Below are 21,391 nucleotides of genomic sequence, written 5' to 3'. Positions count from 1 at the left end.
AACAAAATAACTAACCCAGTTAAGATATAAGCACTGTTTATACGAACACGTTTTATACGAACAACGCATTCTCATTATACGAGCAAGCCTGCCGGAATTTCTCCCGCCAGGCTTCGGCTTCAACGTCCGCTGTTTATCCTTCACCCATCAATTTTAGCTAGAAAAGCCGCTGACTTTATCTTGTTAATGATAGGCATTATCAACACCAACCTGCTGAATGGTGTCAGCATAAAAAAATTCGATATTGATCACAAAAAAGGCACCCACAAATGGGTATGCTCATTTCATACTGTAACAGGTGCATAAATCCTCTTAATTTTGAAGTGTTCTCAAAATAATATTTCAAAAATTTAGGATATTAGCGGTTACAGTATTTTAAAAAGCAGTAATCGCGCCACAGCGGCGGCTGACAAGCTCTTTGAGTCAATTAATGCGAAATAGGTAGAAAAGAATAGCTCGGTAACGAAAACGCCCCTCTCGTTTATCTATACTGTTCTATTCGGCAAACAATTGACTGAAAGAGTTTAACATTTATCAGGAGAGCATTATGGCCGTAACCAACGTTGCTGAACTTAACGCACTGGTCGAAAGAGTGAGAAAGGCGCAGCAGGAATTTGCCACTTACACTCAGGAACAGGTGGACAAGATCTTCCGCGCTGCCGCACTCGCGGCATCAGATGCCCGTATCCCGCTGGCAAAAATGGCGGTTGCCGAATCCGGCATGGGGATCGTGGAAGATAAAGTCATCAAAAACCATTTCGCATCTGAATACATTTATAACGCCTATCAGGATGAAAAAACCTGCGGCGTCCTCTCTACTGATGACACTTTTGGTACGATTACCATTGCAGAACCGATTGGCCTGATTTGCGGCATTGTTCCCACCACCAACCCCACTTCTACCGCGATTTTTAAAGCGCTGATTAGTCTGAAAACCCGTAATGGGATTATCTTCTCTCCACATCCGCGTGCAAAAAATGCGACCAATAAAGCCGCAAACATTGTTCTGCAAGCGGCGATTGCAGCAGGTGCGCCGAAAGATATTATCGGTTGGATCGATCAACCTTCTGTTGAGCTGTCTAACCAGCTTATGCACCATCCGGATATCAACCTGATTTTGGCTACCGGTGGCCCAGGTATGGTGAAGGCCGCCTACAGCTCCGGTAAACCGGCAATCGGCGTCGGTGCAGGTAACACGCCTGTTGTCGTTGATGAAACTGCGGATATCAAACGTGCCGTTGCCTCTATTCTGATGTCAAAAACCTTCGATAACGGCGTAATTTGTGCGTCAGAGCAGTCAGTCATCGTCGTAGACAGCGTCTATGATGCCGTGCGTGAACGTTTCGCAACCCACGGCGGCTACATGCTGAAAGGCAAAGAGCTTCACGCCGTACAGGGTACCTTGCTGAAAAACGGCTCACTAAATGCCGATATCGTAGGTCAACCTGCACCGAAAATCGCAGAAATGGCGGGTATCACCGTTCCTGCGAACACCAAAGTGCTGATCGGTGAAGTCACCGCGGTCGATGAGTCCGAACCGTTTGCCCATGAAAAACTGTCGCCGACGCTGGCAATGTACCGTGCGAAAGACTTCAACGACGCCGTCATTAAAGCGGAAAAACTGGTTGCAATGGGTGGTATCGGTCACACATCCTGTTTGTATACCGATCAGGACAATCAGCCAGAACGCGTGAATCATTTCGGCAATATGATGAAAACCGCGCGTATCCTGATTAACACACCAGCTTCTCAGGGGGGCATCGGCGATCTCTACAACTTCAAACTCGCTCCGTCTTTAACGCTGGGCTGTGGCTCTTGGGGCGGAAATTCCATCTCCGAAAACGTCGGTCCGAAGCACTTGATCAACAAGAAAACGGTAGCCAAGCGAGCAGAGAATATGTTGTGGCATAAACTTCCCAAATCCATTTACTTCCGTCGAGGCTCACTGCCCATCGCTCTTGAAGAAGTCGCCTCCGATGGCGCCAAACGTGCATTTATCGTGACCGACCGCTTCCTGTTCAACAATGGTTATGTCGATCAGGTGACGTCAGTCTTAAAACACCACGGACTGGAAACCGAAGTTTTCTTTGAAGTTGAAGCGGATCCAACATTGAGTATCGTGCGTAAAGGTGCCGAGCAAATGCACTCCTTCAAACCGGACGTGATCATTGCGCTGGGCGGCGGTTCGCCAATGGATGCGGCGAAAATCATGTGGGTGATGTATGAACACCCTACGACGCACTTCGAAGAGCTGGCGCTGCGTTTCATGGATATCCGTAAGCGTATCTACAAGTTCCCCAAAATGGGCGTCAAAGCCAAAATGGTGGCGATTACCACCACCTCCGGTACCGGTTCCGAAGTCACGCCGTTTGCCGTGGTGACCGATGATGCCACCGGGCAGAAATATCCGCTGGCAGACTATGCGCTGACGCCAGATATGGCGATTGTTGATGCCAACCTGGTAATGAACATGCCGAAATCACTGTGTGCATTTGGCGGACTTGATGCGGTAACACACTCGTTGGAAGCCTATGTTTCCGTGCTGGCAAACGAATATTCAGACGGACAGGCGTTACAAGCGCTTAAACTGCTGAAAGAGAACTTGCCAGACAGCTACCGTGACGGCGCGAAAAACCCGGTTGCCCGTGAGCGCGTGCACAATGCCGCGACGATTGCCGGTATCGCGTTCGCCAACGCCTTCCTCGGTGTCTGTCACTCCATGGCACATAAACTGGGTTCGGAATTCCATATTCCGCACGGTCTAGCTAACGCCCTGCTGATCTCAAATGTTATTCGCTATAATGCGAATGATAACCCAACCAAACAGACGACGTTCAGTCAGTATGACCGTCCGCAGGCTCGCCGTCGTTACGCGGAAATAGCCGATCACCTGCGTTTAACCGCGCCAAGCGATCGTACCGCACAGAAAATCGAGAAATTGCTGAACTGGTTGGAAGAAATGAAGACCGAGTTGGGAATCCCAACCTCGATTCGTGAAGCTGGCGTACAGGAAGCCGATTTCCTGGCTAAGGTAGATAAGCTGTCAGAAGACGCATTCGACGATCAGTGTACTGGGGCGAACCCACGTTACCCGCTGATTTCCGAACTGAAACAGATTCTGCTGGATACTTACTATGGCCGGAAGTTCTCTGAAGAGGCAAAAACGGAAGTGGCTGAGCCCATAGCAAAAGCCGCTAAAACCGGTAAGAAGTAAAAAAGCGGCACATTAACGTTCGTCCGTTAACGCCTTAGCAGTCGATAAGGCGGTTTATCTCACTGCCCTGCCCAACCCTAAACGGGTTGGGCATTTTTATTACTCGTACATGCATCGACACGCCATTTATTAATAGTCCGCCAGTCGGATATTTAACCGCCTTACTCGCTTTCCTTACGGGTTAATCCCAGAGCAATTTTATAATGTTTACGACACACGGAAACATAGCTCTCATTACCGCCAATAACGACCTGTTCCCCTTCATGGACTGCATTACCTTGCGCATCTAATCGCAATACGCAGTTAGCTTTACGGCCGCAATGGCAGACCGTTTTTAACTCAATCAGCTTATCTGCCCACGCTAATAAATAGTGACTCCCGGAAAACAAATCGCCACGAAAATCAGTACGCAACCCGTAGCACAATACCGGGATATCTAATTGGTCCACGACATCAGAAAGCTCACTCACCTGCTCGCGGGTTAAAAATTGACATTCATCAATTAATACACAATCTACAGGCTGAGCACGGTGCTCTTTCTCCAGCAATCCAAATAAAGATGTCTGCGGATTAAACAATAATGCCGGAGAAGAAAGGCCGATTCGTGAGCTTACAATCCCCATGCCATGCCGATTATCTATTTCTGCGGTGAACACCAGCGTACGCATCCCGCGCTCCTGGTAGTTATATGACGACTGCAATAGCGCCGTCGATTTCCCTGCATTCATTGCAGAATAATAAAAATAAAGTTGGGCCACTCAGCTACTCCAAAAGGCAGGCGATATGATCTTTGTGTCGTAAAAACTTATTGTAACAACTCGCCTTCACGCTGTGCAATGGGCTATTCCTCGACCACCTTTTGTCCATATGCCCGTCTGCGGCGACCTGTTGCGATAAAAGATATAAACATTCCTTATAACAACGGCGCGACATCAATAAGCCATCCTCTGTTGTTTGAAAGAGAAAAACGGCATACCAAATGTATTTTTTTGATAACAGGAAAGTATTTATATTTATGTAACATACAATGTGAGATCTGTTTTAAAAATGATGTTTTTTAACAAACTTACAAATTTGACTATTGCAGAAAGGAAAATAGCACTCTATTATCACACTACACGCCACCAATAATATTAATTTGAGATTATCACAATGAGCGAAGCACTAAAGATTCTTAACAACATCCGTACTCTGCGTGCCCAGGCAAGAGAATGTACCCTGGATACTTTGGAAGAAATGCTGGAAAAACTGGAAGTCGTGGTTAATGAACGCCGCGAAGAAGATAGCCAGGTCCAGGCTGAAGTTGAAGAACGTGCGCGTAAATTGCAGCAATATCGCGATATGCTGATTGCCGACGGTATTGACCCTAACGAATTATTACAGTCATTAGGTTCAGTGAAAGTTGCAGGTAAAAGCAAACGCGCTGCCCGGCCGGCAAAATATCAATACACTGACGAAAACGGCGAAGTTAAAACATGGACTGGTCAGGGTCGTACACCGGCAGTAATCAAGAAAGCAATCGAAGAGCAAGGTAAATCTTTAGACGATTTCCTGCTGTAATTGTTTATCAGACCTGAATACTAAAAAAACCCCCAATACTTATCGGGGGTTTTTCTTTGGTAACGTGTTTTGCAAAGAGAAACAGATATGTCGCCGTTTTTAGCCGCTCTCTGTTTTTTTTGTAAAACAGAGAGCAATCATTACATTCGTTATTTTTCTTCTTCTTCAATCGTTTCCTGCAACCATTGCGCAAATTCCTGCCCTAAACCGTCATGGCGCAAACCATATTCTACAAATGCCTGCATATAGCCTAATTTATTACCACAGTCATGACTCACACCTTTCAGGTGATACGCTTCTACTGTTTCTTTTTCCATCAGCATTGCGATAGCATCGGTTAACTGAATTTCATTGCCTGCACCCGGTGGCGTTTTCTCCAGCAGAGACCAAATATCCGCAGAGAGTACATAACGGCCAACGACGGCTAAATTAGATGGCGCTTCGGAAGCTTTCGGTTTTTCAACTACGCCCACCATCGGTGCGCTATCCCCTGCTTTTAATTCCACGCCTTTGCAATCAACCACGCCATAGCTGCTTACATTTTCAACTGGCTCAACCATAATCTGGCTGTAGCCTGTAGTAGAAAAACGTTGCAACATTTCGCTCAGGTTATCTTTTTTCAGATCGGACGCATATTCATCAATAATCACATCCGGCAGAATAACCGCAACGGGTTCATCTCCCACTAATGGATGCGCGCACAATACCGCATGGCCAAGCCCTTTAGCTAATCCCTGACGCACTTGCATAATGGTGACATGTTTAGGACAGATAGATTGAACTTCTTCCAGCAACTGACGTTTAACGCGTTTTTCCAGAATGGCTTCCAGCTCAAAACTGGTATCGAAATGGTTTTCGATAGAATTCTTAGAAGAGTGTGTAACCAGAATAATTTCATTAATCCCTGCTGCAATACACTCATTAACAACATATTGGATCAGCGGTTTATCTACCAACGGCAGCATTTCTTTAGGAATGGCTTTGGTGGCAGGCAGCATACGCGTCCCTAATCCTGCAACCGGTATGACCGCTTTTTTTACTTTTTTATTCACAATAGACATAAACAGCCTCTTATATACCGTTCAAATAATGAACTTTATTTATCTAATCAAGATAACCGAAAGAGTATAACGATTTTAACAAGAGCACGCTTTCCCCAACACTACTGTTCAATAAAAATAAGATAACTCCCTACTATAGTAGGAAATAAAAAATAATATCGAAAGATGGGGATAGTCCGAAACCCGCATTACCTTGCGCTATCAGATTATTCTGTCGTTAACATGAGTCGTAAACGACCGCCGCCCCCCCATATCTGACATTGCCAGGCTTCGCACTGATAATTCAGTTGGTTGAGATAAGCACCTTCAAGCGTGCCTAAAGGGACACCGCTATTCAGTGCTACTTGCTGTTCATTAACATTCAGCGTCGCGTTTAACCCGGCAGAAATCAGTATCAGCTGCTTTAGCTGTCGATGGTAATATCCCACCAGCAAAGGAAAACGGCCGTCCAGACTCGCCTGACGCAGTAACTGGTTTACCTGCTTTAATAGCGTCGGCAAATACGGCAAACGGTGTTGCTGATCGGCCAGATGCTCCTGAAGCAGTCCATTGAACAACGTTCGAAGCAGTAACGCTGCCAACGTCCCATTATTATTGACTCCCTGAGTGACATCCAGACAATAGAACGCTAGCTCCGTGTCCGAAAGCGCGGCAATGTCCAACACCAGCCCCGGCTGTTCCGCCGTCGTCAACTGACGATAGTTAACGCGGCACCGAGCAAGCGTTTGCTGCACAGGAGGCTGTAGCTGGGCAAGCAGCTTGGTTACGGCTTCAGGAGATTGATTGAGGGAATCCATGTCCTGCATCAGTTGATCCATCTCATTCAACTGTGAAGTGAAGATATCGGGATACAAGCAGGACATCACGGCTTCACGCAAGCGCGCATAATCACGAATCGGTTTCAGCAATACATCCTGAACGCCAAGACGCAAGACTTTGGCAATATCCGCCATCTGGCTGGTTGCAGAAATAATCAGTATCGGCGTGTCATTGTCCTTCAAACGTAGGCGTTCAAGGAATTCAATGCCTCCCATCGTCGGCATCTTCAGATCACAAATCATTAAATCGGGTTGGTAGTGTTCAAGAATACTTAGCGCATCTAATCCATTAATCGCTTCCTGAACGGAAGCCCCAAGAGAAGTCAGATAACCAGCGAGCACAGATCGAAAAACGGCCTCGTCATCAATGACTAAAATATGCTTACCCGCCAGTGGTTGTTCCATCAGTACCCCTTACTTCAAACACCGAATAATCACACCCGCTTTAGCGCCGATATGTCGGATAAACGGCATGCTTACGCATTTTTAACGACATGCGTTTTAACTATATGTTTTTTAACTATATGTTTTTTAACTACATGTTTTTTAACTACATCAGTTCTTAACTACATCTTCACTGCATATACTCTCAACAACGTGTCACCTTCAGACCATACATTCTTCGTTACGATTCTTTCGCTAGCGGCAACAATTCATCACGCCTCTTTTCTACCGCCTTGTAACCTGCCTCAATCGCCTCTTGCGCCCGATGAAAATCTAATGTCGCGATCTGGGGGCAATAGGGTTGCAACAACACGTCAGGCGGATCGCCAGCCATCCGTGTCATCTTCAACCGATTTTCCAGAATCTGGATCGATGTGCTCATGATCTCCATCGCCGTTGGTGAACTTTCTGTTGGCTGGCGCCGACCTCGCAGTAGACGTTCACGAATTCTGCTACGCCAATCTTGGGGAACATTTTCCGCATCAATGTCTGACGCCGTCGGTTTGATCGACAGCAAATCATGGTGATTCAGACTGGCGTCGTGCTGGAGATCAACCGCAATCACAATGTCAGCGCCCATAGCCCGTGCCAAAGAAACGGGAACAGGGTTAACCACCGCTCCATCTACCAGCCAGTAATCGTTAAATCGAACAGGTGATAGCAGGCCAGGCATGCTGCAAGATGCGCGCATAGCCTGATGTAAATCGCCCTCTGTCAACCAGAGTTCACGCCCCGTACTCAAGTTTGTCGTCACCACGCCATATTTGATATCACAGTCTTCAATCCGCGTTGTCTGAAGCAAATGCTTCACGCTATTGAATACACGATCGCCACGCAATAAGCTGCCACGCTGCCAGGAGAGATCCATCAGTCGAATCACGTCCCAGTAGCCAAACGCCCTCACCCAGCGATCCATTGACGTTAAATTGTTGGTGGCATACGCCGCCCCTACCAGCGCACCGATAGAGCACCCGGCTACAACGTCAACTACGATCCCCATTTCTGTTAACGCATTAAACACACCAATATGCGCCCATCCCTTCGCGGCCCCGGATCCCAAGGCGACGCCTATCTTTTTCCGCTTCATGATCGAACCACCCGTCTTCATTTTAGCGCACATTGCTACACGTAGAGTTTCTTAGGTAACATAATCGGCATCCTGCATAGGGATCTGTTTATTATCTATCAGTTTTTATCTTAAATTTTCTTCAGGAGATGTCGTGTCAGAATCATGCCCCTGTTGCAGTGGATTGCAGTATAACGCATGCTGTCAAGCCTATCTCACACATGCCGCAACAGCGGCTGAGCCAGTCATATTAATGAGATCACGCTATACCGCCTACGTCAAACAGGATGTGGATTACCTTATCACCACCTGGCATCCCGATCTCCAACCCGAGAAATGGCGCGCGTCGCTCACTGAAAGCTGCCTGAGTTCACAGTGGCTCGGCCTCACTATACTGGCAACATCTCTTGGAAAAACGCCCGATGAGGGATATGTGGAATTCGCCGCACGTTATATATCGGAAACGGACAATCAGCGAACAGAAATGATGCGAGAACGCTCACGCTTCCTTCGCCAGCACAATCGCTGGTACTATATAGACGGCGTTCATGTGCAGACAGGAAGAAATGAACCTTGCCCGTGCGATTCCGGCAAAAAATACAAAAAATGCTGCGGACAATAGAACACAGGCAGTCGCCCATGCGGCCTTACCGCTGCGTTATCATAAGATCGTTATTTTAGTTTTTGGACAGGATCCACGCGCTCATGCAATCCCAAAATATACAAAGAAAAGTATTACGAACCATTTGCCCCGATGCAAAAGGGCTCATCGCGAAAATTACGAATATTTGTTACAAGCACGAATTGAACATCGTGCAAAACAATGAGTTTGTCGATCATCGCACTGGCCGCTTTTTCATGCGGACCGAGTTGGAAGGGATTTTCAACGACACCACGCTGTTAGCCGATCTGGATAGCGCGCTTCCCGAAGGTTCTTCTCGCGAATTAACCGCCGCAGGTCGTCGTCGCATCGTCGTTCTGGTGACAAAAGAGGCCCACTGTCTAGGCGACCTGTTGATGAAAAGCGCTTATGGCGGCCTGGATGTCGAAATTGCTGCCGTCATTGGCAACCACGATACATTACAGACGCTGGTCGAGCGGTTTGATATTCCTTTCCATCTGGTCAGCCATGAAGGATTAACTCGCGAAGAGCACGATCAAAAGATGATCGCACAGATCGATCAATACAAACCTGATTACGTCGTACTGGCGAAATATATGCGAGTGCTGACACCTGCGTTTGTTCAGCATTACCCGAATCAGGTGATCAACATTCACCATTCGTTCTTACCTGCCTTTATCGGTGCTCGCCCATACCATCAGGCTTACGAACGCGGTGTAAAAATCATTGGCGCGACGGCACACTACGTCAACGATAATCTGGATGAAGGTCCGATCATCATGCAGGACGTTATTCACGTCGACCATACTTACTCAGCAGATGACATGATGCGTGCAGGCCGTGACGTTGAAAAAAATGTCCTGAGCCGTGCATTATACCGCGTGCTAGCGCAGCGTGTTTTTGTCTACGGTAACCGCACCATTATTCTGTAATTGGTTGATTGGACATCTTTTTGTATAAGGATGAGCCGAACGGAATAAAAAAACGGCAACCGCATTTATTTTTGATATATACCGCTTTACAGGGGCGCGTCATTTGATATGATGCGCCCCGCTTGAAGCGAAAGCCTCTTGCAGCAAGGCCAGTGGTGGGGTTCCCGAGCGGCCAAAGGGAGCAGACTGTAAATCTGCCGTCACAGACTTCGAAGGTTCGAATCCTTCCCCCACCACCATTTCAAAGCAGTAATTCTGAATTAAATCCCAACATCAAAGCATCAGATCCCCATTAGGGGAAGGTGAGAACCTTCGACCAAGGTTCGACAAAACCGGCACGGTTTTGAGCAATGCGCAGCATTGACCCGCAGGGCGAGGAGCGAAGCGACGAGTTATCCTTCCCCCACCACCATTTCAAAGAGTATTTCTGAATTAAATCCCAACATTAAAGCATCAGATTCCCATTAGGGGAAGGTGAGAGCCTTCGACCAAGGTTCGACAAAACCGGTACGGTTTTGAGCAATGCGCAGCGTTATTTCCCCACGGCCACTCGCACCAATAATCAGCGCAATAGAATGGAATGGGGAAAAAATGCCTTACGCCTTCCCTTTCCAGCGTCCAGGGACATAAGAGAACACCGGAAGCTGCCACGACCAGCGAATGGCCGCCAGACGCACGGCCAAACCGATGCTGAATGACGTCAGCAGGTTAATATCGTGATTAACGTTAAGCGACTTTAACCCAAGATAGAGAAGTGCGACTAAAAGCGAGACGCTGGCGTACAGCTCTTTTTTCAGCACCATCGGCGTACGATTGCAGAAAATATCACGCAATATTCCACCGAAAATCCCGGTCACGATGCCTGCCATAACCACCACCGTCGTCGAATAATTCAGGTTCAGCGCCACATTACAGCCGATAATGGTGAAGGCAATGAGTCCCATCGCATCCAAAACCAGAAAGAGGCGATGCAAATGGTGCATAAAGCGCGCAATGATAATCGTGAAAAGACCCGCACCAATGGTGAGGTAAATATAGCCAAGATGCTGCGTCCAGCCGATGGGATAATTACCGAGGAGAATATCGCGAACGGTGCCACCGCCAAGCGCGGTGATGAAGGCAATCATGCCTACGCCAAAAATATCCATATTGCGACGTCCGGCGGCCAGTGCCCCGGACATTCCCTCAGCCGTAATCGCGATCAGATAGATGTAAGTCAGCACACAAGTTATCCTGTGAAATGTGCCACTCCCTCTGTCCGCTTTACCTGAGAGTTTACGCAGCCGTGCTGCTTGCCCCTTCGGTGGGTTGCATCGCAACCTCTCTCCAGTTGGCTTCAATGGAATTCGCAGTTAGGGTAGCCTGAGCGATTATGGGAGTTTGCGCCTTCGGCGGAGCGTCATATATACGCCCTCTCTCCTGCGAGGAGCGGAGTATAACGGTCGACAAGCATCGAGTTCAACTGAATATAAGTGAAACTTATTTTCAACGATGCTCATCTGCACTAACGGCTTCAGACGTCACGGCAATACCTTCATTCGCTCGCTCCTAAAGCCACTCCCCACCGTGACGGCATACCTCATTTTCTGCTACCATCTGGCCACATTTTTTAGCGAATGGCAGCGAACATGAAAGTTGTATCTTTTAATATCAATGGCCTACGGGCGCGCCCTCATCAGTTGGCCGCCATTATTGAACAACACCAACCGGATATCATCGGGTTGCAGGAAACCAAAGTCCACGATGACATGTTTCCGTTAGAGGATGTCAGCCAGTACGGTTACCACGTTTATTATCATGGACAGAAGGGGCACTACGGCGTCGCCCTGCTGTGTAAAGCGCAGCCAATTGCGGTACGTCGCGGTTTCCCAACGGATGAAGAAGATGCACAGCGCCGGATCATTATGGCGGATTTCGCCACTGAACATGGCACCTTCACGATCGTTAACGGGTATTTTCCACAGGGAGAAAGCCGCGACCATCCGGTAAAATTCCCCGCTAAGACGCGTTTTTATCAGGATTTGCAAACCTATCTGGAACAGCACCATAGTGCCACACAACCGCTGATCGTTATGGGTGATGTCAATATCAGCCCTACCGATCTGGATATCGGCATTGGTGAGGAGAATCGCAAGCGCTGGCTACGCACGGGGAAATGCTCTTTCCTGCCGGAAGAGCGCGAATGGATGGCGCGTTTGCAAGACTGGGGGCTGATTGACACCTTCCGTGCCGCCAACCCTGGGAGCAACGATCGTTTTTCGTGGTTTGATTACCGTTCTGCCGGGTTCGATGACAACCGTGGCCTGCGTATCGACCTGATTCTCGCCAGCACGTTCCTGGCTGAACGCTGCGTTGCTACCGGTATTGACTATGATATCCGGGGAATGGAAAAACCGTCCGATCACGCACCAATCTGGGCGCAGTTTTCGCTGTAGAAATACTATGTTTATAAAAATGCTATATTATAGAAAAAGTACGCGGTAAAAATAACATCCCCGCAGTGCATCAAACCACTGCGGGGATGAAAATGGGCGCGAGAACGATGCGCAGTACTTTCTTAACGCACCGTTATTGCTTCACTAATTGCCATATCAGGTTATTCGTTCCCAACGTTTGCTTATCCCGCACGCATTGCAGAATCACACCCTCGACCTTCAGCACCGCACCTTCGGAATAGTTCCGATTTTCATACACACAACAGCGCAGGCAGTTGTTATTTTGCTCTCGCACCGTCGTCCCGGCTCCCCACACTTCCGATGGTGCGGGAACGACAATATCCGTTCCGCCAGGATTCGCCTGCGCCAGCGTGGGCAGCACCAGCATCACACTGGCGAAACACAAAGACACTAACGATTTCATTGCTCCTGCTCCTTCGCTTTTTTAGTCTGAGGCTTACGCCGTTTTGTGGCACCCGACGGCGGCGCGGAAAGCCCTTTAAACGCTCCCACCGCACCGTTTTGTTTAGCCTGCTGAATCAACGCCTGCAAGGAGTAGGTCAGCGGCTGCATAAAATCCTGATAGCGGCATTTCTTCTCGCTGATTTGCGTCAACGTGGCTTCCCAATGTGCGGTCATGTCAGGGTGTGCTGCGCTGGCAGGCAGTGAGTGAATCAACGCCCGCCCCGCTTCGCTTGCGTGAATATAGCGCGCTTTCTTAAACAGAAAAGCCCGTTTAAACAGTAATTCGATGATGCCTGCCCGCGTGGCCTCAGTTCCTAAACCGTCGGTCGCCCGCAGGATTTTCTTCAGTTCTTTATCCTGCACAAAACGTGCGATACCCGTCATTGCCGATAGCAGCGTCGCATCGGTAAACGGTCGCGGCGGCTGGGTTTGGCGCTCAACCACTTCACCACGTTCACACAGTAGCTCATCCCCTTTTGCCGCCACGGGCAACGGCGTGCCTTCATTTTCTTCGTCTCGTTCTTTACCGCCCAGCAGCGTGCGCCACCCGGCTTCGGCCAGGAACCGCGCTTTGGCAATAAATTCCCCCCCCGCGATATCCAGTTCAATGACACACTTGCGAAACACGGCATCCGGGCAGAACTGCATGATGTACTGCCGCGCGACTAAACCATATACTTTACGCTCATTCTCCGTCAGCGAGGCGCTGGCGCTACGGGCAGTGGGAATAATCGCATGGTGAGCATCGACCTTACCGTCATCCCAGCAGCGGTTTCGTCGATCCACATCCATCACTGGCTGTGGCAGTAAATCAGGTTGATGTACGGATATCGCATTCAAAACGGCATGGCGCCCGGCAAAATGCTCCTCGGGCAGATAGCGGCAGTCAGAACGCGGATAGGTGATCAGCTTATGCGTTTCATAAAGCTTCTGGCACACGTCCAGTACCTGCTGCGCGCTGAGCCCGAAACGCTTTGCGGCCTCAATCTGTAGCGTCGACAACGAATAAGGCAGCGGCGCAGTTTCCGATTCCCGTTTATCATTATAGCTGGTGACAAACGCGGGATGGCCTTCAATACGTTTGACGACATGTTCCGCCAGTGAACGATGTAATAGGCGCCCTTCTTCATCCTGATAAGGTTCACAGGATTCGCTGGGTTGCCAGATCGCAACAAAACGCTCATCGGCAGGCGTCACGATATGGGCTTTCACTTCGAAATAATCTTTGGGAACGAAGTTTTCTATCTCTTCATCCCGCCGCACTACCAAGCCCAGCACCGGCGTTTGCACACGGCCAACCGACAGCACGCCGTCATAACCTGCATTGCGTCCTAATATCGTATAGGCGCGGGTCATGTTAATGCCGTAGAGCCAATCCGCACGGGAACGCGCGAGCGCCGAAACACATAAGGGAATGAATTCTCTGTTCTCACGCAGACGAGAAACTGCGCGCTCTACCGCCTGCGGGTTGAGATCGTTGATCAGACAGCGACGCACCTGCTGACGCTTTTCTTCCGGCAAAGCCAGATATTCCAGCACTTCATCTACCAGTAGTTGCCCTTCGCGATCGGGGTCTCCCGCGTGGATCACTTCACTGGCATCATTCAGGAGCTTTTTAATGGTGTTCAACTGTTTACTGACCGAGGGACGTGGTTGCAGCAACCATTTCTGCGGGATGATAGGCAAATCGGCAAGCGACCACCGTGCGTAGCGCGCATCATAAACATCCGGCTGCGCCTGCTCCAGCAGGTGCCCCACGCACCATGTCACGACATCATTCTGACCGCAGGCAATAAAGCCATCGCCGCGTCGATGCGGTTTGGGTAACACGTCTGCAATCGCCCGCGCAAGGCTGGGCTTTTCGGCAATAAAAAGTCGCATTATTCACCCTATCGCACACAGGCTGAGCATTTCCCGCATCATTCGCGGGAAAGCACACGGTAAAACGGGTGGGAAATCGATATTCTTCAAAAGATGACGATCAAAAATAGTGAACAAATGTGTCGGTATCAAGCGGCGCGACCGTCGTTGAAGTTTTGAGCTGCGGCGTCCCCAGATAGAGGAAACCGACAATGTCATCCTGTTCACGGCAGTTGAACGCTTCGCGTACCAGCGTGTTGTGCGTCCAGGCACCGCTACGCCAGATACCGTTAAAGCCCTGCGCCAATGCCGCCATCTGCATGGCCTGAACAGCACAACCTGCGGAAACAATTTGCTCCCAAAACGGGACTTTCGGGTTCTCTTCGCAATGCGCGACAACAGTGATAATCAGCGGGGCGCGATAAGGAGCCTGACGCGCTTTCTCGATACCGGCGTCATCCAGCCCTTCCTGACGCGCCGCACGCGCCAGCAGCGAACTAAAACGATCCAGACCGTCATTTTCGATCATAAAAAAGCGCCACGGTTGCATGGCACCATGATCCGGCGCACGCATACCCGCGTGGATAATGTTATTCAATGTGTCACCCGTCGGTGCTGGCGCGGTCAGGCGCGAGGCCGAGCGACGATTCAATAGCAATTCAAGAGCATCCATCGCACATCTCCTGTCTGGCAATATGATTTCTGCGCCCCTCATTTCCAAAGTAGACGCAATATTTACGCTAAAACGATGTTTACGGTAAAAAGAGTGGTACAGCAACGTTGCGCGCCACGTTAGCACAAGTAGAAGTTTTGTTACAAGATAACCCCGACAGGGCGCGCTTCCGCAGCGATTTAATACTGACTTTTTACTGTCTGCTCATTAGGATACTATCACTCCTTGTGCTTCATCACTTGCCAGAGGCGAGCTGAAGGACATAGAGCACACGTTGTTTACCCGTTCATGGAGATATCATGCGCACATTGTGGCGAATTCTTAGCGGATTTTTTAAGTGGACATGGCGTCTGCTTAATTTTATCAGAGAATGTATTCTCAATATTTTTCTTATCGCCCTGATTCTGGTTGGCATTGGAATCTACTCACAGGTAAAAACAACGCCGGAAGAGGCTACGAAGGGTGCGCTGCTGGTCGATCTGACGGGCGTGGTGGTTGATCAACCCACCGTCAATAACAAACTGCGTCAATTAGGGCGTGAATTCTTCGGCGCATCGAACAACCGTCGTCAGGAAAATTCACTGTTCGATATCGTAGACAGCATTCGTCAGGCAAAGAGTGACGACAACATCACAGGAATGGTGCTGGATCTCAGCGATTTTACCGGTGCCGATCAGCCGTCCCTGCAATATATCGGCAAGGCGCTGCGCGAATTCCGCGATAGTGGTAAACCCATTTATGCCGTTGGCGACAGCTACAACCAGTCTCAATATTATTTGGCCAGTTTTGCTAATACGGTGTCATTGACACCACAGGGCAGCGTCGATCTGCACGGTTTTGCGACCAATAATCTCTACTTCAAATCCATGCTCGACAAGCTGAAAGTAACCGCCAGCATTTTCCGCGTGGGAACCTATAAGTCAGCCGTTGAACCGTATCTGCGAGACGATATGTCTCCTGCGGCACGCGACGCCGATACCCGTTGGATCAATGCTCTGTGGCAACAGTATTTAAATACGGTTTCCGCTAACCGACAGATTACGCCGCAGCAACTTTTCCCAGGCGCTGCAGGTATCATTGCAGGCTTGCAGTCCGTTCAGGGCGACACCGCCCGCTATGCGCTGGATAACAAGCTGGTTGATGAAGTGGCATCACGTTCCGTGACCGAACAAGCCCTGGTTAAAGCGTTTGGCTGGAATAGCCAGAAAAACAACTTTAATTTCATCAGCATCTACGACTACACCGTCAAACCGCCAGTGCAGAACAACAACCAGATTGCGGTTGTGTTTGCCAATGGCGCTATCATTGATGGGCCAGAAACGCCGGGAATGGTCGGTGGCGATACCACGGCAGCACAAATTCGTGCCGCACGCCTCGATCCTAAAGTCAAAGCGCTGGTGCTACGCGTCAATAGCCCCGGCGGTAGCGTCACCGCATCGGAGCTGATTCGCTCGGAACTGATGGCGCTCCGTCTGGCCGGCAAACCGATCGTGGTCTCCATGGGCGGCATGGCAGCATCGGGCGGCTACTGGATCTCAACGCCAGCAAACGCAATTATTTCCAGCGCCAGTACGTTGACTGGCTCTATCGGTATTTTTGGCGTGATCACCACGTTCGAAAATTCACTGGAAAGTCTTGGCGTGCATACGGATGGCGTTGCCACCTCCCCGCTGGCCGATCTGTCGATTACAAAATCGCTGCCGCCTGAATTCGCGCAGATGATGCAGTTAAGTATTGAGCGCGGCTATAAGAACTTCATCGATATCGTGGCACAGGCACGTAAGAAAACGCCGGAGCAAATCGATCAGATCGCGCAAGGGCATGTCTGGGTCGGTAGCGACGCGAAACAAAATGGTCTGGTCGATCAGATCGGTGATTTTGATGATGCTGTGAAGAAAGCCGCTGAGCTGGCCAAACTGGGACAATATCAATTGAACTGGTACACCGAACAGCCGGGCCTGCTCGACACGATGCTGAATCAGGTGAACGCTTCCGTTTATGCCCTGCTGCCCGTTGTCGTTCAGTCTATGTTGCCGGCTCCGGTCGCACAGTTAGCGGAAGCCGTGCAGTCACAGCCGTCTATCATGAATAACCTAAACGACCCGCAGAACCGGTACGCATTTTGCCTCAACTGCGGAGACGTCCGGTAACGGTTACATCGGCCGCAAATAAGCCCGGTAATAGTCATTGCTTATGATGGTATTATCGGGCTGCTTTTCTCTTTATAATTCTCGGTTTAATCCATACTCACACCACCATGCGAAAGAAATCCATTTATGTCGCCTACACGGGCGGCACCATCGGCATGCAGCGATCTGCTAATGGCTATGTACCGGTATCCGGTCATTTACAGCAGCAGTTGGCAAACATGCCCGAATTCCACCGCGAAGAGATGCCGGCATTCACGATTCATGAATATGACCCGCTGATCGATTCGTCTGACATGACGCCAGCAGACTGGCAATCCATCGCGGACGATATTCAAGACCACTACGATGATTACGACGGTTTTGTGATTCTGCATGGGACTGACACGATGGCGTTCACCGCTTCTGCGCTCTCATTTATGCTGGAAAATCTTGCCAAGCCGGTTATCGTGACAGGGTCACAAATTCCGTTGGCAGAATTGCGCTCGGACGGCCAGACCAACCTGTTGAACGCGCTATACGTTGCGGCTAATCATCCGATTAATGAAGTTGCCCTCTTCTTCAATAACAAACTGCTACGCGGCAATCGCACCACCAAAGCCCATGCGGATGGCTTTGACGCTTTCGCCTCCCCCAATTATCCGCCACTACTGGAAGCCGGTATTCATATTCGTCGGCTGGCACCCACCGTGGAATGCAGCAATTGCCCGCCGCTAAAAGTGCATCACATTACGCCCCAGCCTATCGGGGTGATTACAATTTATCCCGGCATTTCTGCCGATGTTATTAGTAATTTCCTCCTCCAGCCGGTGAAGGCGCTTATCCTGCGATCTTACGGCGTTGGCAACGCACCGCAAAGCCCCGGCCTACTGCACGAAGTACGTGAAGCCTCCGCACGCGGCATTGTAGTCGTCAATCTGACGCAGTGCATTTCCGGACGTGTGAACATGGGCGGTTATGCAACAGGTAATGCGCTGGCGCATGCAGGCGTGATCAGTGGCTTTGACATGACCGTTGAAGCCGCATTGACCAAATTGCATTACTTATTGAGCCAGAAAGACTTAAGCGCCGATGAAATTCGCCATTTGATGCAGAAAAACCTGCATGGGGAATTGAGCGATAAAGATTGAGTCAATCACGGAGTCAGTAATGAAAAAAGCATTGCTATTAGTTGACTTACAAAATGATTTTTGTCCCGGCGGCGCATTGGCCATTAACGAAAGCGACCACGTCATTGCGGTTGCCAACCGTGCTATTGCAGCCTGCATGGCCGTTGGCGTTACCGTGATCGCCAGTCAGGATTGGCATCCCGAGAATCACGGCAGCTTTGTCGTTAATGCGAATACTAAAGCCGGAGAAATCGGCGAGCTAAACGGATGGCCGCAAATCTGGTGGCCGGTTCACTGCGTACAAGGAACCGCCGGAGCTGATTTTCATCCAGCACTCAATCAGTCAGCCATTCAGTGGATCGTACAAAAAGGGACTCAGCCAGAGATCGATAGCTATAGCGCTTTTTTCGATAACGGACATCGCATTAAAACCGACTTGGATGAGTGGCTACATGCCAACCGTATCACCCATCTGACCATCCTGGGGCTGGCGACAGATTATTGCGTCAAGTTCAGCGTGTTAGATGCCATTGCACTGGGTTATCACACCGAAGTATTGGTGGACGGCTGTCGCGGCATTAATCTTTTGCCCGACGACAGCGAATCCGCATTGCGGGAAATGGTACAGCGTGGGGCGACACTTACGGATATGACGCAGTTTCTTGCCACACTGCCTTCAGCGCACTAGCCAGCGCACTGTCACCCTGCATCACGGCAGCCGATGAGGCTGCTTGCTTACGCGTTAGGCGTCGGGCTCCAGCGTAACAATGGCATCAGCGATGTTAAACTCGCGCTTCAGTTCCTGCTTACTCTTCATCACAATTTCGCCATTGGTACCAATCGTCATGTGCTCAGCTTGTTCGTTATGGCGTGCCTGCCACATCATCACCATTTGCAGGCAGTTTTCTTTCTGTTCAGCCGTCAATGCGACACCGTCCGGCCATTTGCCGAGTTCTACCGCCGTGACCAGCCGTTGGTAAATTTCTGGCGTCATGGCGTCGAACAGATCATTGAGTTCCATATCCGGTTTCTGCTCCGAGAAAAGTCAACATTATGCTTACTGCGCTCTGTTATTGGCAGGGACACCTGTATTTACAGGAACATTTGTATTACAGGAATACTTGATAGCTGAATCGTTTAAAGCTATACAGCGTCAGCCTGTAGCACCGCCCTCTTTATCCCACAGGTTACCCGTCAACGCGCTCGCCATCAACGTCATCAATAAAGCTCAGAGATGCTGAATTCACGCAGTAACGTTCGCCCGTGGTTTTCGGGCCATCAGGGAAAACGTGCCCCAGATGTGCATCACACTGCCCACAGCGGATCTCAATACGGCGCATATTATGTGAATCATCTTCCAGATAGCGAATCGCTTCTGAGGAAACGGGCTGATCGAAGCTCGGCCAGCCACAACCAGAGTCATATTTATTGTCAGAGTAAAACAGCGGAGCCTGGCAGCACAGGCAGTGATAAACGCCGGTGCGCTTGTTATGCAGCAGTTTTCCTGAAAACGCAGGCTCCGTACCGCGTTGCTGGGTGACATAGCGCTGCATCTCTGTCAGTTCAGTATTATCGGACGGGGTGCGGGAAACAGAGTCGTTAGTCATGGAAGTCTCACAGCGGGTGTTATCAATTCAATTAATCCTTGATTATAACAAAAAATTAACAACCTGACAGGCCGTTCTGGCCTAATATTAGGAATGTTATCAGCATGAATATTTAATTGTGACTAGCATCACATATTGAGATAACACAGACTTTATATGATGCATTCCGCCCTCATATCAGTCTTAGATGTTACTTAGTTACAGACTCAAGCGGTTTTTGCACAAAGATTGGTCATAGGTTTGACTTACAGCAACTATTGACACGATTCCGCTTGACGCTCAGCAAGGTTTTTGTAATTTTACAACCAACCTTTTATTCACAAACCAATAGCTGGTGGAATATATGACTATCAAAGTAGGTATCAACGGTTTTGGCCGTATCGGCCGTATTGTTTTCCGCGCTGCACAAGAACGTTCTGACATCGAAATCGTTGCAATCAACGACCTGTTGGACGCTGATTACATGGCGTATATGCTGAAGTACGACTCAACTCATGGTCGTTTCAACGGCACCGTTGAAGTTAAAGATGGCCACCTGGTTGTTAACGGCAAAACCATTCGTGTTACCGCAGAGCGCGATCCTGCAAACCTGAAGTGGAACGAAGCTAACGTTGATGTCGTTGCTGAAGCAACTGGCCTATTCCTGACTGACGAAACTGCACGTAAGCACATCGCTGCTGGTGCGAAGAAAGTCGTTCTGACAGGGCCATCTAAAGATGACACCCCGATGTTCGTTATGGGTGTAAACCACAAAGCTTACGCAGGTCAGGACATCGTTTCTAACGCGTCTTGCACCACTAACTGCCTGGCTCCGCTGGCAAAAGTTATCAACGACAACTTCGGTATCGTTGAAGCGCTGATGACCACCGTTCACGCAACGACTGCCACGCAGAAAACCGTTGATGGCCCATCTCACAAAGACTGGCGCGGCGGCCGTGGCGCGGCACAGAACATCATCCCATCTTCTACCGGTGCAGCTAAAGCAGTAGGTAAAGTTATCCCTGAGCTGAACGGAAAACTGACTGGTATGGCGTTCCGCGTCCCTACCCCGAACGTTTCTGTAGTTGATCTTACTGCTCGTCTGGAAAAACCAGCGTCTTACAAAGAAGTTTGCGCAGCAATCAAAGCCGCTTCTGAAGGCGAACTGAAAGGCGTTCTGGGTTACACAGAAGACGACGTTGTTTCTACCGATTTCAACGGTGAAAAACTGACTTCTGTGTTCGATGCTAAAGCAGGTATCGCACTGAACGACAACTTTGTGAAATTGGTTTCCTGGTACGACAACGAAACAGGCTACTCAAACAAAGTTCTGGATCTGATCGCTCACATTTCTAAATAAGTGTCAGTGATGATTCGGTGAAAAAAGGGCGACGTCATG

The 21,391-nt window shown here is 49.4% G+C and carries 20 protein-coding genes, 1 tRNA gene, 1 other RNA gene and 1 riboswitch; of the genes, 12 read left to right on the top strand and 10 right to left on the bottom strand.

The features are described from left to right. Window positions 1-547 precede the first annotated feature (547 nt). A complete protein-coding gene (gene adhE, locus ACKQAD_RS10700) occupies window positions 548-3,214 on the top strand; it encodes a bifunctional acetaldehyde-CoA/alcohol dehydrogenase (protein WP_409160143.1) in 2,667 nt (888 codons plus the stop codon). Between the two features lie 161 nt (window positions 3,215-3,375). Here the strand turns inward: adhE and ACKQAD_RS10695 are convergent, their stop codons facing one another. Then, window positions 3,376-3,972, bottom strand: coding sequence for a thymidine kinase (locus ACKQAD_RS10695; protein ID WP_409160142.1), 597 nt, complete (start codon window positions 3,970-3,972; stop codon window positions 3,376-3,378). Between the two features lie 394 nt (window positions 3,973-4,366). On the opposite strand from ACKQAD_RS10695, the gene hns reads away from it, so the two are divergent. Then, window positions 4,367-4,774, top strand: coding sequence for a histone-like nucleoid-structuring protein H-NS (gene hns, locus ACKQAD_RS10690; RefSeq protein ID WP_015840215.1), 408 nt, complete (start codon window positions 4,367-4,369; stop codon window positions 4,772-4,774). Between the two features lie 149 nt (window positions 4,775-4,923). Here the strand turns inward: hns and galU are convergent, their stop codons facing one another. From galU to rssA, 3 genes are all read right to left on the bottom strand, one after another. Then, entirely contained in the window at window positions 4,924-5,835 is a 912-nt protein-coding gene (gene galU / locus ACKQAD_RS10685; protein WP_409160141.1) for a UTP--glucose-1-phosphate uridylyltransferase GalU, read from the bottom strand. A 206-nt stretch (window positions 5,836-6,041) separates the two neighbouring features. Continuing rightward, complete coding sequence (gene rssB, locus ACKQAD_RS10680) at window positions 6,042-7,058, bottom strand: two-component system response regulator RssB (protein ID WP_409160140.1); 1,017 nt, start codon at window positions 7,056-7,058, stop codon at window positions 6,042-6,044. A gap of 220 nt (window positions 7,059-7,278) precedes the next feature. Beyond that, window positions 7,279-8,184, bottom strand: a complete 906-nt coding sequence (rssA, locus tag ACKQAD_RS10675; RefSeq protein ID WP_409160139.1) for a patatin-like phospholipase RssA — start codon at window positions 8,182-8,184, stop codon at window positions 7,279-7,281. A 133-nt stretch (window positions 8,185-8,317) separates the two neighbouring features. Here rssA and ACKQAD_RS10670 point away from each other — a divergent pair, with 133 nt between their 5' ends. The 5 genes from ACKQAD_RS10670 (at window position 8,318) to ACKQAD_RS10650 (ending at window position 10,129) form a co-directional block, all read left to right on the top strand. Next, the gene (locus ACKQAD_RS10670; protein WP_409160138.1) at window positions 8,318-8,785 is read left to right on the top strand and encodes a YchJ family protein; all 468 of its coding nucleotides are present in this window, start codon (window positions 8,318-8,320) and stop codon (window positions 8,783-8,785) included. Next, complete coding sequence (locus ACKQAD_RS10665; protein ID WP_409160214.1) at window positions 8,730-8,990, top strand: hypothetical protein; 261 nt, start codon at window positions 8,730-8,732, stop codon at window positions 8,988-8,990. The genes ACKQAD_RS10670 and ACKQAD_RS10665 overlap by 56 nt, the downstream gene beginning before the upstream one ends. Beyond that, on the top strand, window positions 8,884-9,717 hold the full coding sequence (gene purU / locus ACKQAD_RS10660) for a formyltetrahydrofolate deformylase (protein WP_409160210.1): 834 nt from the start codon (window positions 8,884-8,886) through the stop codon (window positions 9,715-9,717). The genes ACKQAD_RS10665 and purU overlap by 107 nt, the downstream gene beginning before the upstream one ends. A 154-nt stretch (window positions 9,718-9,871) precedes the next feature. Continuing rightward, window positions 9,872-9,956, top strand: a tRNA-Tyr gene (locus tag ACKQAD_RS10655). A 43-nt stretch (window positions 9,957-9,999) separates the two neighbouring features. Continuing rightward, window positions 10,000-10,129, top strand: a non-coding RNA gene (locus tag ACKQAD_RS10650) — RtT sRNA. 184 nt (window positions 10,130-10,313) lie between these two features. Here the strand turns inward: ACKQAD_RS10650 and ACKQAD_RS10645 are convergent. Next, window positions 10,314-10,940 carry a trimeric intracellular cation channel family protein gene (locus ACKQAD_RS10645; protein ID WP_409160137.1) on the bottom strand — a complete coding sequence of 209 codons (627 nt, stop codon included), beginning with the start codon at window positions 10,938-10,940 and terminating at the stop codon, window positions 10,314-10,316. Window positions 10,941-10,961: 21 nt separating this feature from the next. Beyond that, window positions 10,962-11,057, bottom strand: a riboswitch (glycine riboswitch). Between the two features lie 288 nt (window positions 11,058-11,345). Here ACKQAD_RS10645 and xthA point away from each other — a divergent pair. Continuing rightward, window positions 11,346-12,152, top strand: a complete 807-nt coding sequence (xthA, locus tag ACKQAD_RS10640) for an exodeoxyribonuclease III (RefSeq protein ID WP_409160136.1) — start codon at window positions 11,346-11,348, stop codon at window positions 12,150-12,152. A gap of 133 nt (window positions 12,153-12,285) precedes the next feature. Here xthA and ACKQAD_RS10635 read toward each other — a convergent pair whose 3' ends face one another. The 3 genes from ACKQAD_RS10635 to ACKQAD_RS10625 all read right to left on the bottom strand — a co-directional run bounded on the left by ACKQAD_RS10635 (window position 12,286) and on the right by ACKQAD_RS10625 (window position 15,150). After that, complete coding sequence (locus tag ACKQAD_RS10635) at window positions 12,286-12,576, bottom strand: YnjH family protein (protein WP_409160135.1); 291 nt, start codon at window positions 12,574-12,576, stop codon at window positions 12,286-12,288. Continuing rightward, window positions 12,573-14,498, bottom strand: a complete 1,926-nt coding sequence (locus tag ACKQAD_RS10630) for a DNA topoisomerase III (protein WP_409160134.1) — start codon at window positions 14,496-14,498, stop codon at window positions 12,573-12,575. Before ACKQAD_RS10630 ends, ACKQAD_RS10635 begins: the two co-directional genes overlap by 4 nt. Before the next feature lie 100 nt (window positions 14,499-14,598). Next, the gene (locus ACKQAD_RS10625; RefSeq protein ID WP_409160133.1) at window positions 14,599-15,150 is read right to left on the bottom strand and encodes an NAD(P)H nitroreductase; all 552 of its coding nucleotides are present in this window, start codon (window positions 15,148-15,150) and stop codon (window positions 14,599-14,601) included. A gap of 299 nt (window positions 15,151-15,449) precedes the next feature. Between ACKQAD_RS10625 and sppA the strand changes: the two genes are divergently transcribed. The 3 genes from sppA (at window position 15,450) to pncA (ending at window position 19,094) form a co-directional block, all read left to right on the top strand. Continuing rightward, on the top strand, window positions 15,450-17,300 hold the full coding sequence (gene sppA, locus ACKQAD_RS10620; protein WP_409160132.1) for a signal peptide peptidase SppA: 1,851 nt from the start codon (window positions 15,450-15,452) through the stop codon (window positions 17,298-17,300). 107 nt (window positions 17,301-17,407) lie between these two features. Then, window positions 17,408-18,427: an asparaginase gene (ansA, locus tag ACKQAD_RS10615; protein ID WP_409160131.1), complete on the top strand. Its 1,020-nt coding sequence runs from the start codon at window positions 17,408-17,410 to the stop codon at window positions 18,425-18,427. 19 nt (window positions 18,428-18,446) lie between these two features. Continuing rightward, complete coding sequence (gene pncA / locus ACKQAD_RS10610; RefSeq protein WP_409160130.1) at window positions 18,447-19,094, top strand: bifunctional nicotinamidase/pyrazinamidase; 648 nt, start codon at window positions 18,447-18,449, stop codon at window positions 19,092-19,094. Between the two features lie 54 nt (window positions 19,095-19,148). On the opposite strand, the gene ACKQAD_RS10605 is transcribed toward pncA, so the two are convergent. Together ACKQAD_RS10605 and msrB are read right to left on the bottom strand one after the other, a co-directional pair. Further along, window positions 19,149-19,427: a YeaC family protein gene (locus ACKQAD_RS10605; protein ID WP_409160129.1), complete on the bottom strand. Its 279-nt coding sequence runs from the start codon at window positions 19,425-19,427 to the stop codon at window positions 19,149-19,151. Between the two features lie 166 nt (window positions 19,428-19,593). Next, window positions 19,594-20,013 carry a peptide-methionine (R)-S-oxide reductase MsrB gene (msrB, locus tag ACKQAD_RS10600; RefSeq protein ID WP_409160128.1) on the bottom strand — a complete coding sequence of 140 codons (420 nt, stop codon included), beginning with the start codon at window positions 20,011-20,013 and terminating at the stop codon, window positions 19,594-19,596. A gap of 343 nt (window positions 20,014-20,356) precedes the next feature. On the opposite strand from msrB, the gene gapA reads away from it, so the two are divergent. Continuing rightward, window positions 20,357-21,352: a glyceraldehyde-3-phosphate dehydrogenase gene (gapA, locus tag ACKQAD_RS10595; protein WP_409160127.1), complete on the top strand. Its 996-nt coding sequence runs from the start codon at window positions 20,357-20,359 to the stop codon at window positions 21,350-21,352. The last annotated feature ends 39 nt before the right edge of the window (window positions 21,353-21,391 follow it).

Source organism: Pectobacterium artocarpous (assembly GCF_046159765.1).
Lineage (GTDB): Bacteria > Pseudomonadota > Gammaproteobacteria > Enterobacterales > Enterobacteriaceae > Pectobacterium.
The sequence above is the reverse complement of the archived record's forward strand: the minus strand, read 5'-3'. Positions and strand labels throughout refer to the sequence as shown.

Bases quoted from the DNA above. Each gene is read 5' to 3' on its own strand.
- xthA (WP_409160136.1), top strand. From the start codon at position 11,346: ATGAAAGTTGTATCTTTTAATATCAATGGCCTACGGGCGCGCCCTCAT.
- ACKQAD_RS10665 (WP_409160214.1), top strand. From the start codon at position 8,730: ATGAACCTTGCCCGTGCGATTCCGGCAAAAAATACAAAAAATGCTGCG.
- msrB (WP_409160128.1), bottom strand. From the start codon at position 20,013: ATGACTAACGACTCTGTTTCCCGCACCCCGTCCGATAATACTGAACTG.
- galU (WP_409160141.1), bottom strand. From the start codon at position 5,835: ATGTCTATTGTGAATAAAAAAGTAAAAAAAGCGGTCATACCGGTTGCA.
- ACKQAD_RS10630 (WP_409160134.1), bottom strand. From the start codon at position 14,498: ATGCGACTTTTTATTGCCGAAAAGCCCAGCCTTGCGCGGGCGATTGCA.
- gapA (WP_409160127.1), top strand. From the start codon at position 20,357: ATGACTATCAAAGTAGGTATCAACGGTTTTGGCCGTATCGGCCGTATT.
- rssB (WP_409160140.1), bottom strand. From the start codon at position 7,058: ATGGAACAACCACTGGCGGGTAAGCATATTTTAGTCATTGATGACGAG.
- ACKQAD_RS10635 (WP_409160135.1), bottom strand. From the start codon at position 12,576: ATGAAATCGTTAGTGTCTTTGTGTTTCGCCAGTGTGATGCTGGTGCTG.
- rssA (WP_409160139.1), bottom strand. From the start codon at position 8,184: ATGAAGCGGAAAAAGATAGGCGTCGCCTTGGGATCCGGGGCCGCGAAG.
- sppA (WP_409160132.1), top strand. From the start codon at position 15,450: ATGCGCACATTGTGGCGAATTCTTAGCGGATTTTTTAAGTGGACATGG.
- hns (WP_015840215.1), top strand. From the start codon at position 4,367: ATGAGCGAAGCACTAAAGATTCTTAACAACATCCGTACTCTGCGTGCC.
- adhE (WP_409160143.1), top strand. From the start codon at position 548: ATGGCCGTAACCAACGTTGCTGAACTTAACGCACTGGTCGAAAGAGTG.
- pncA (WP_409160130.1), top strand. From the start codon at position 18,447: ATGAAAAAAGCATTGCTATTAGTTGACTTACAAAATGATTTTTGTCCC.
- ACKQAD_RS10605 (WP_409160129.1), bottom strand. From the start codon at position 19,427: ATGGAACTCAATGATCTGTTCGACGCCATGACGCCAGAAATTTACCAA.
- ACKQAD_RS10625 (WP_409160133.1), bottom strand. From the start codon at position 15,150: ATGGATGCTCTTGAATTGCTATTGAATCGTCGCTCGGCCTCGCGCCTG.
- ansA (WP_409160131.1), top strand. From the start codon at position 17,408: ATGCGAAAGAAATCCATTTATGTCGCCTACACGGGCGGCACCATCGGC.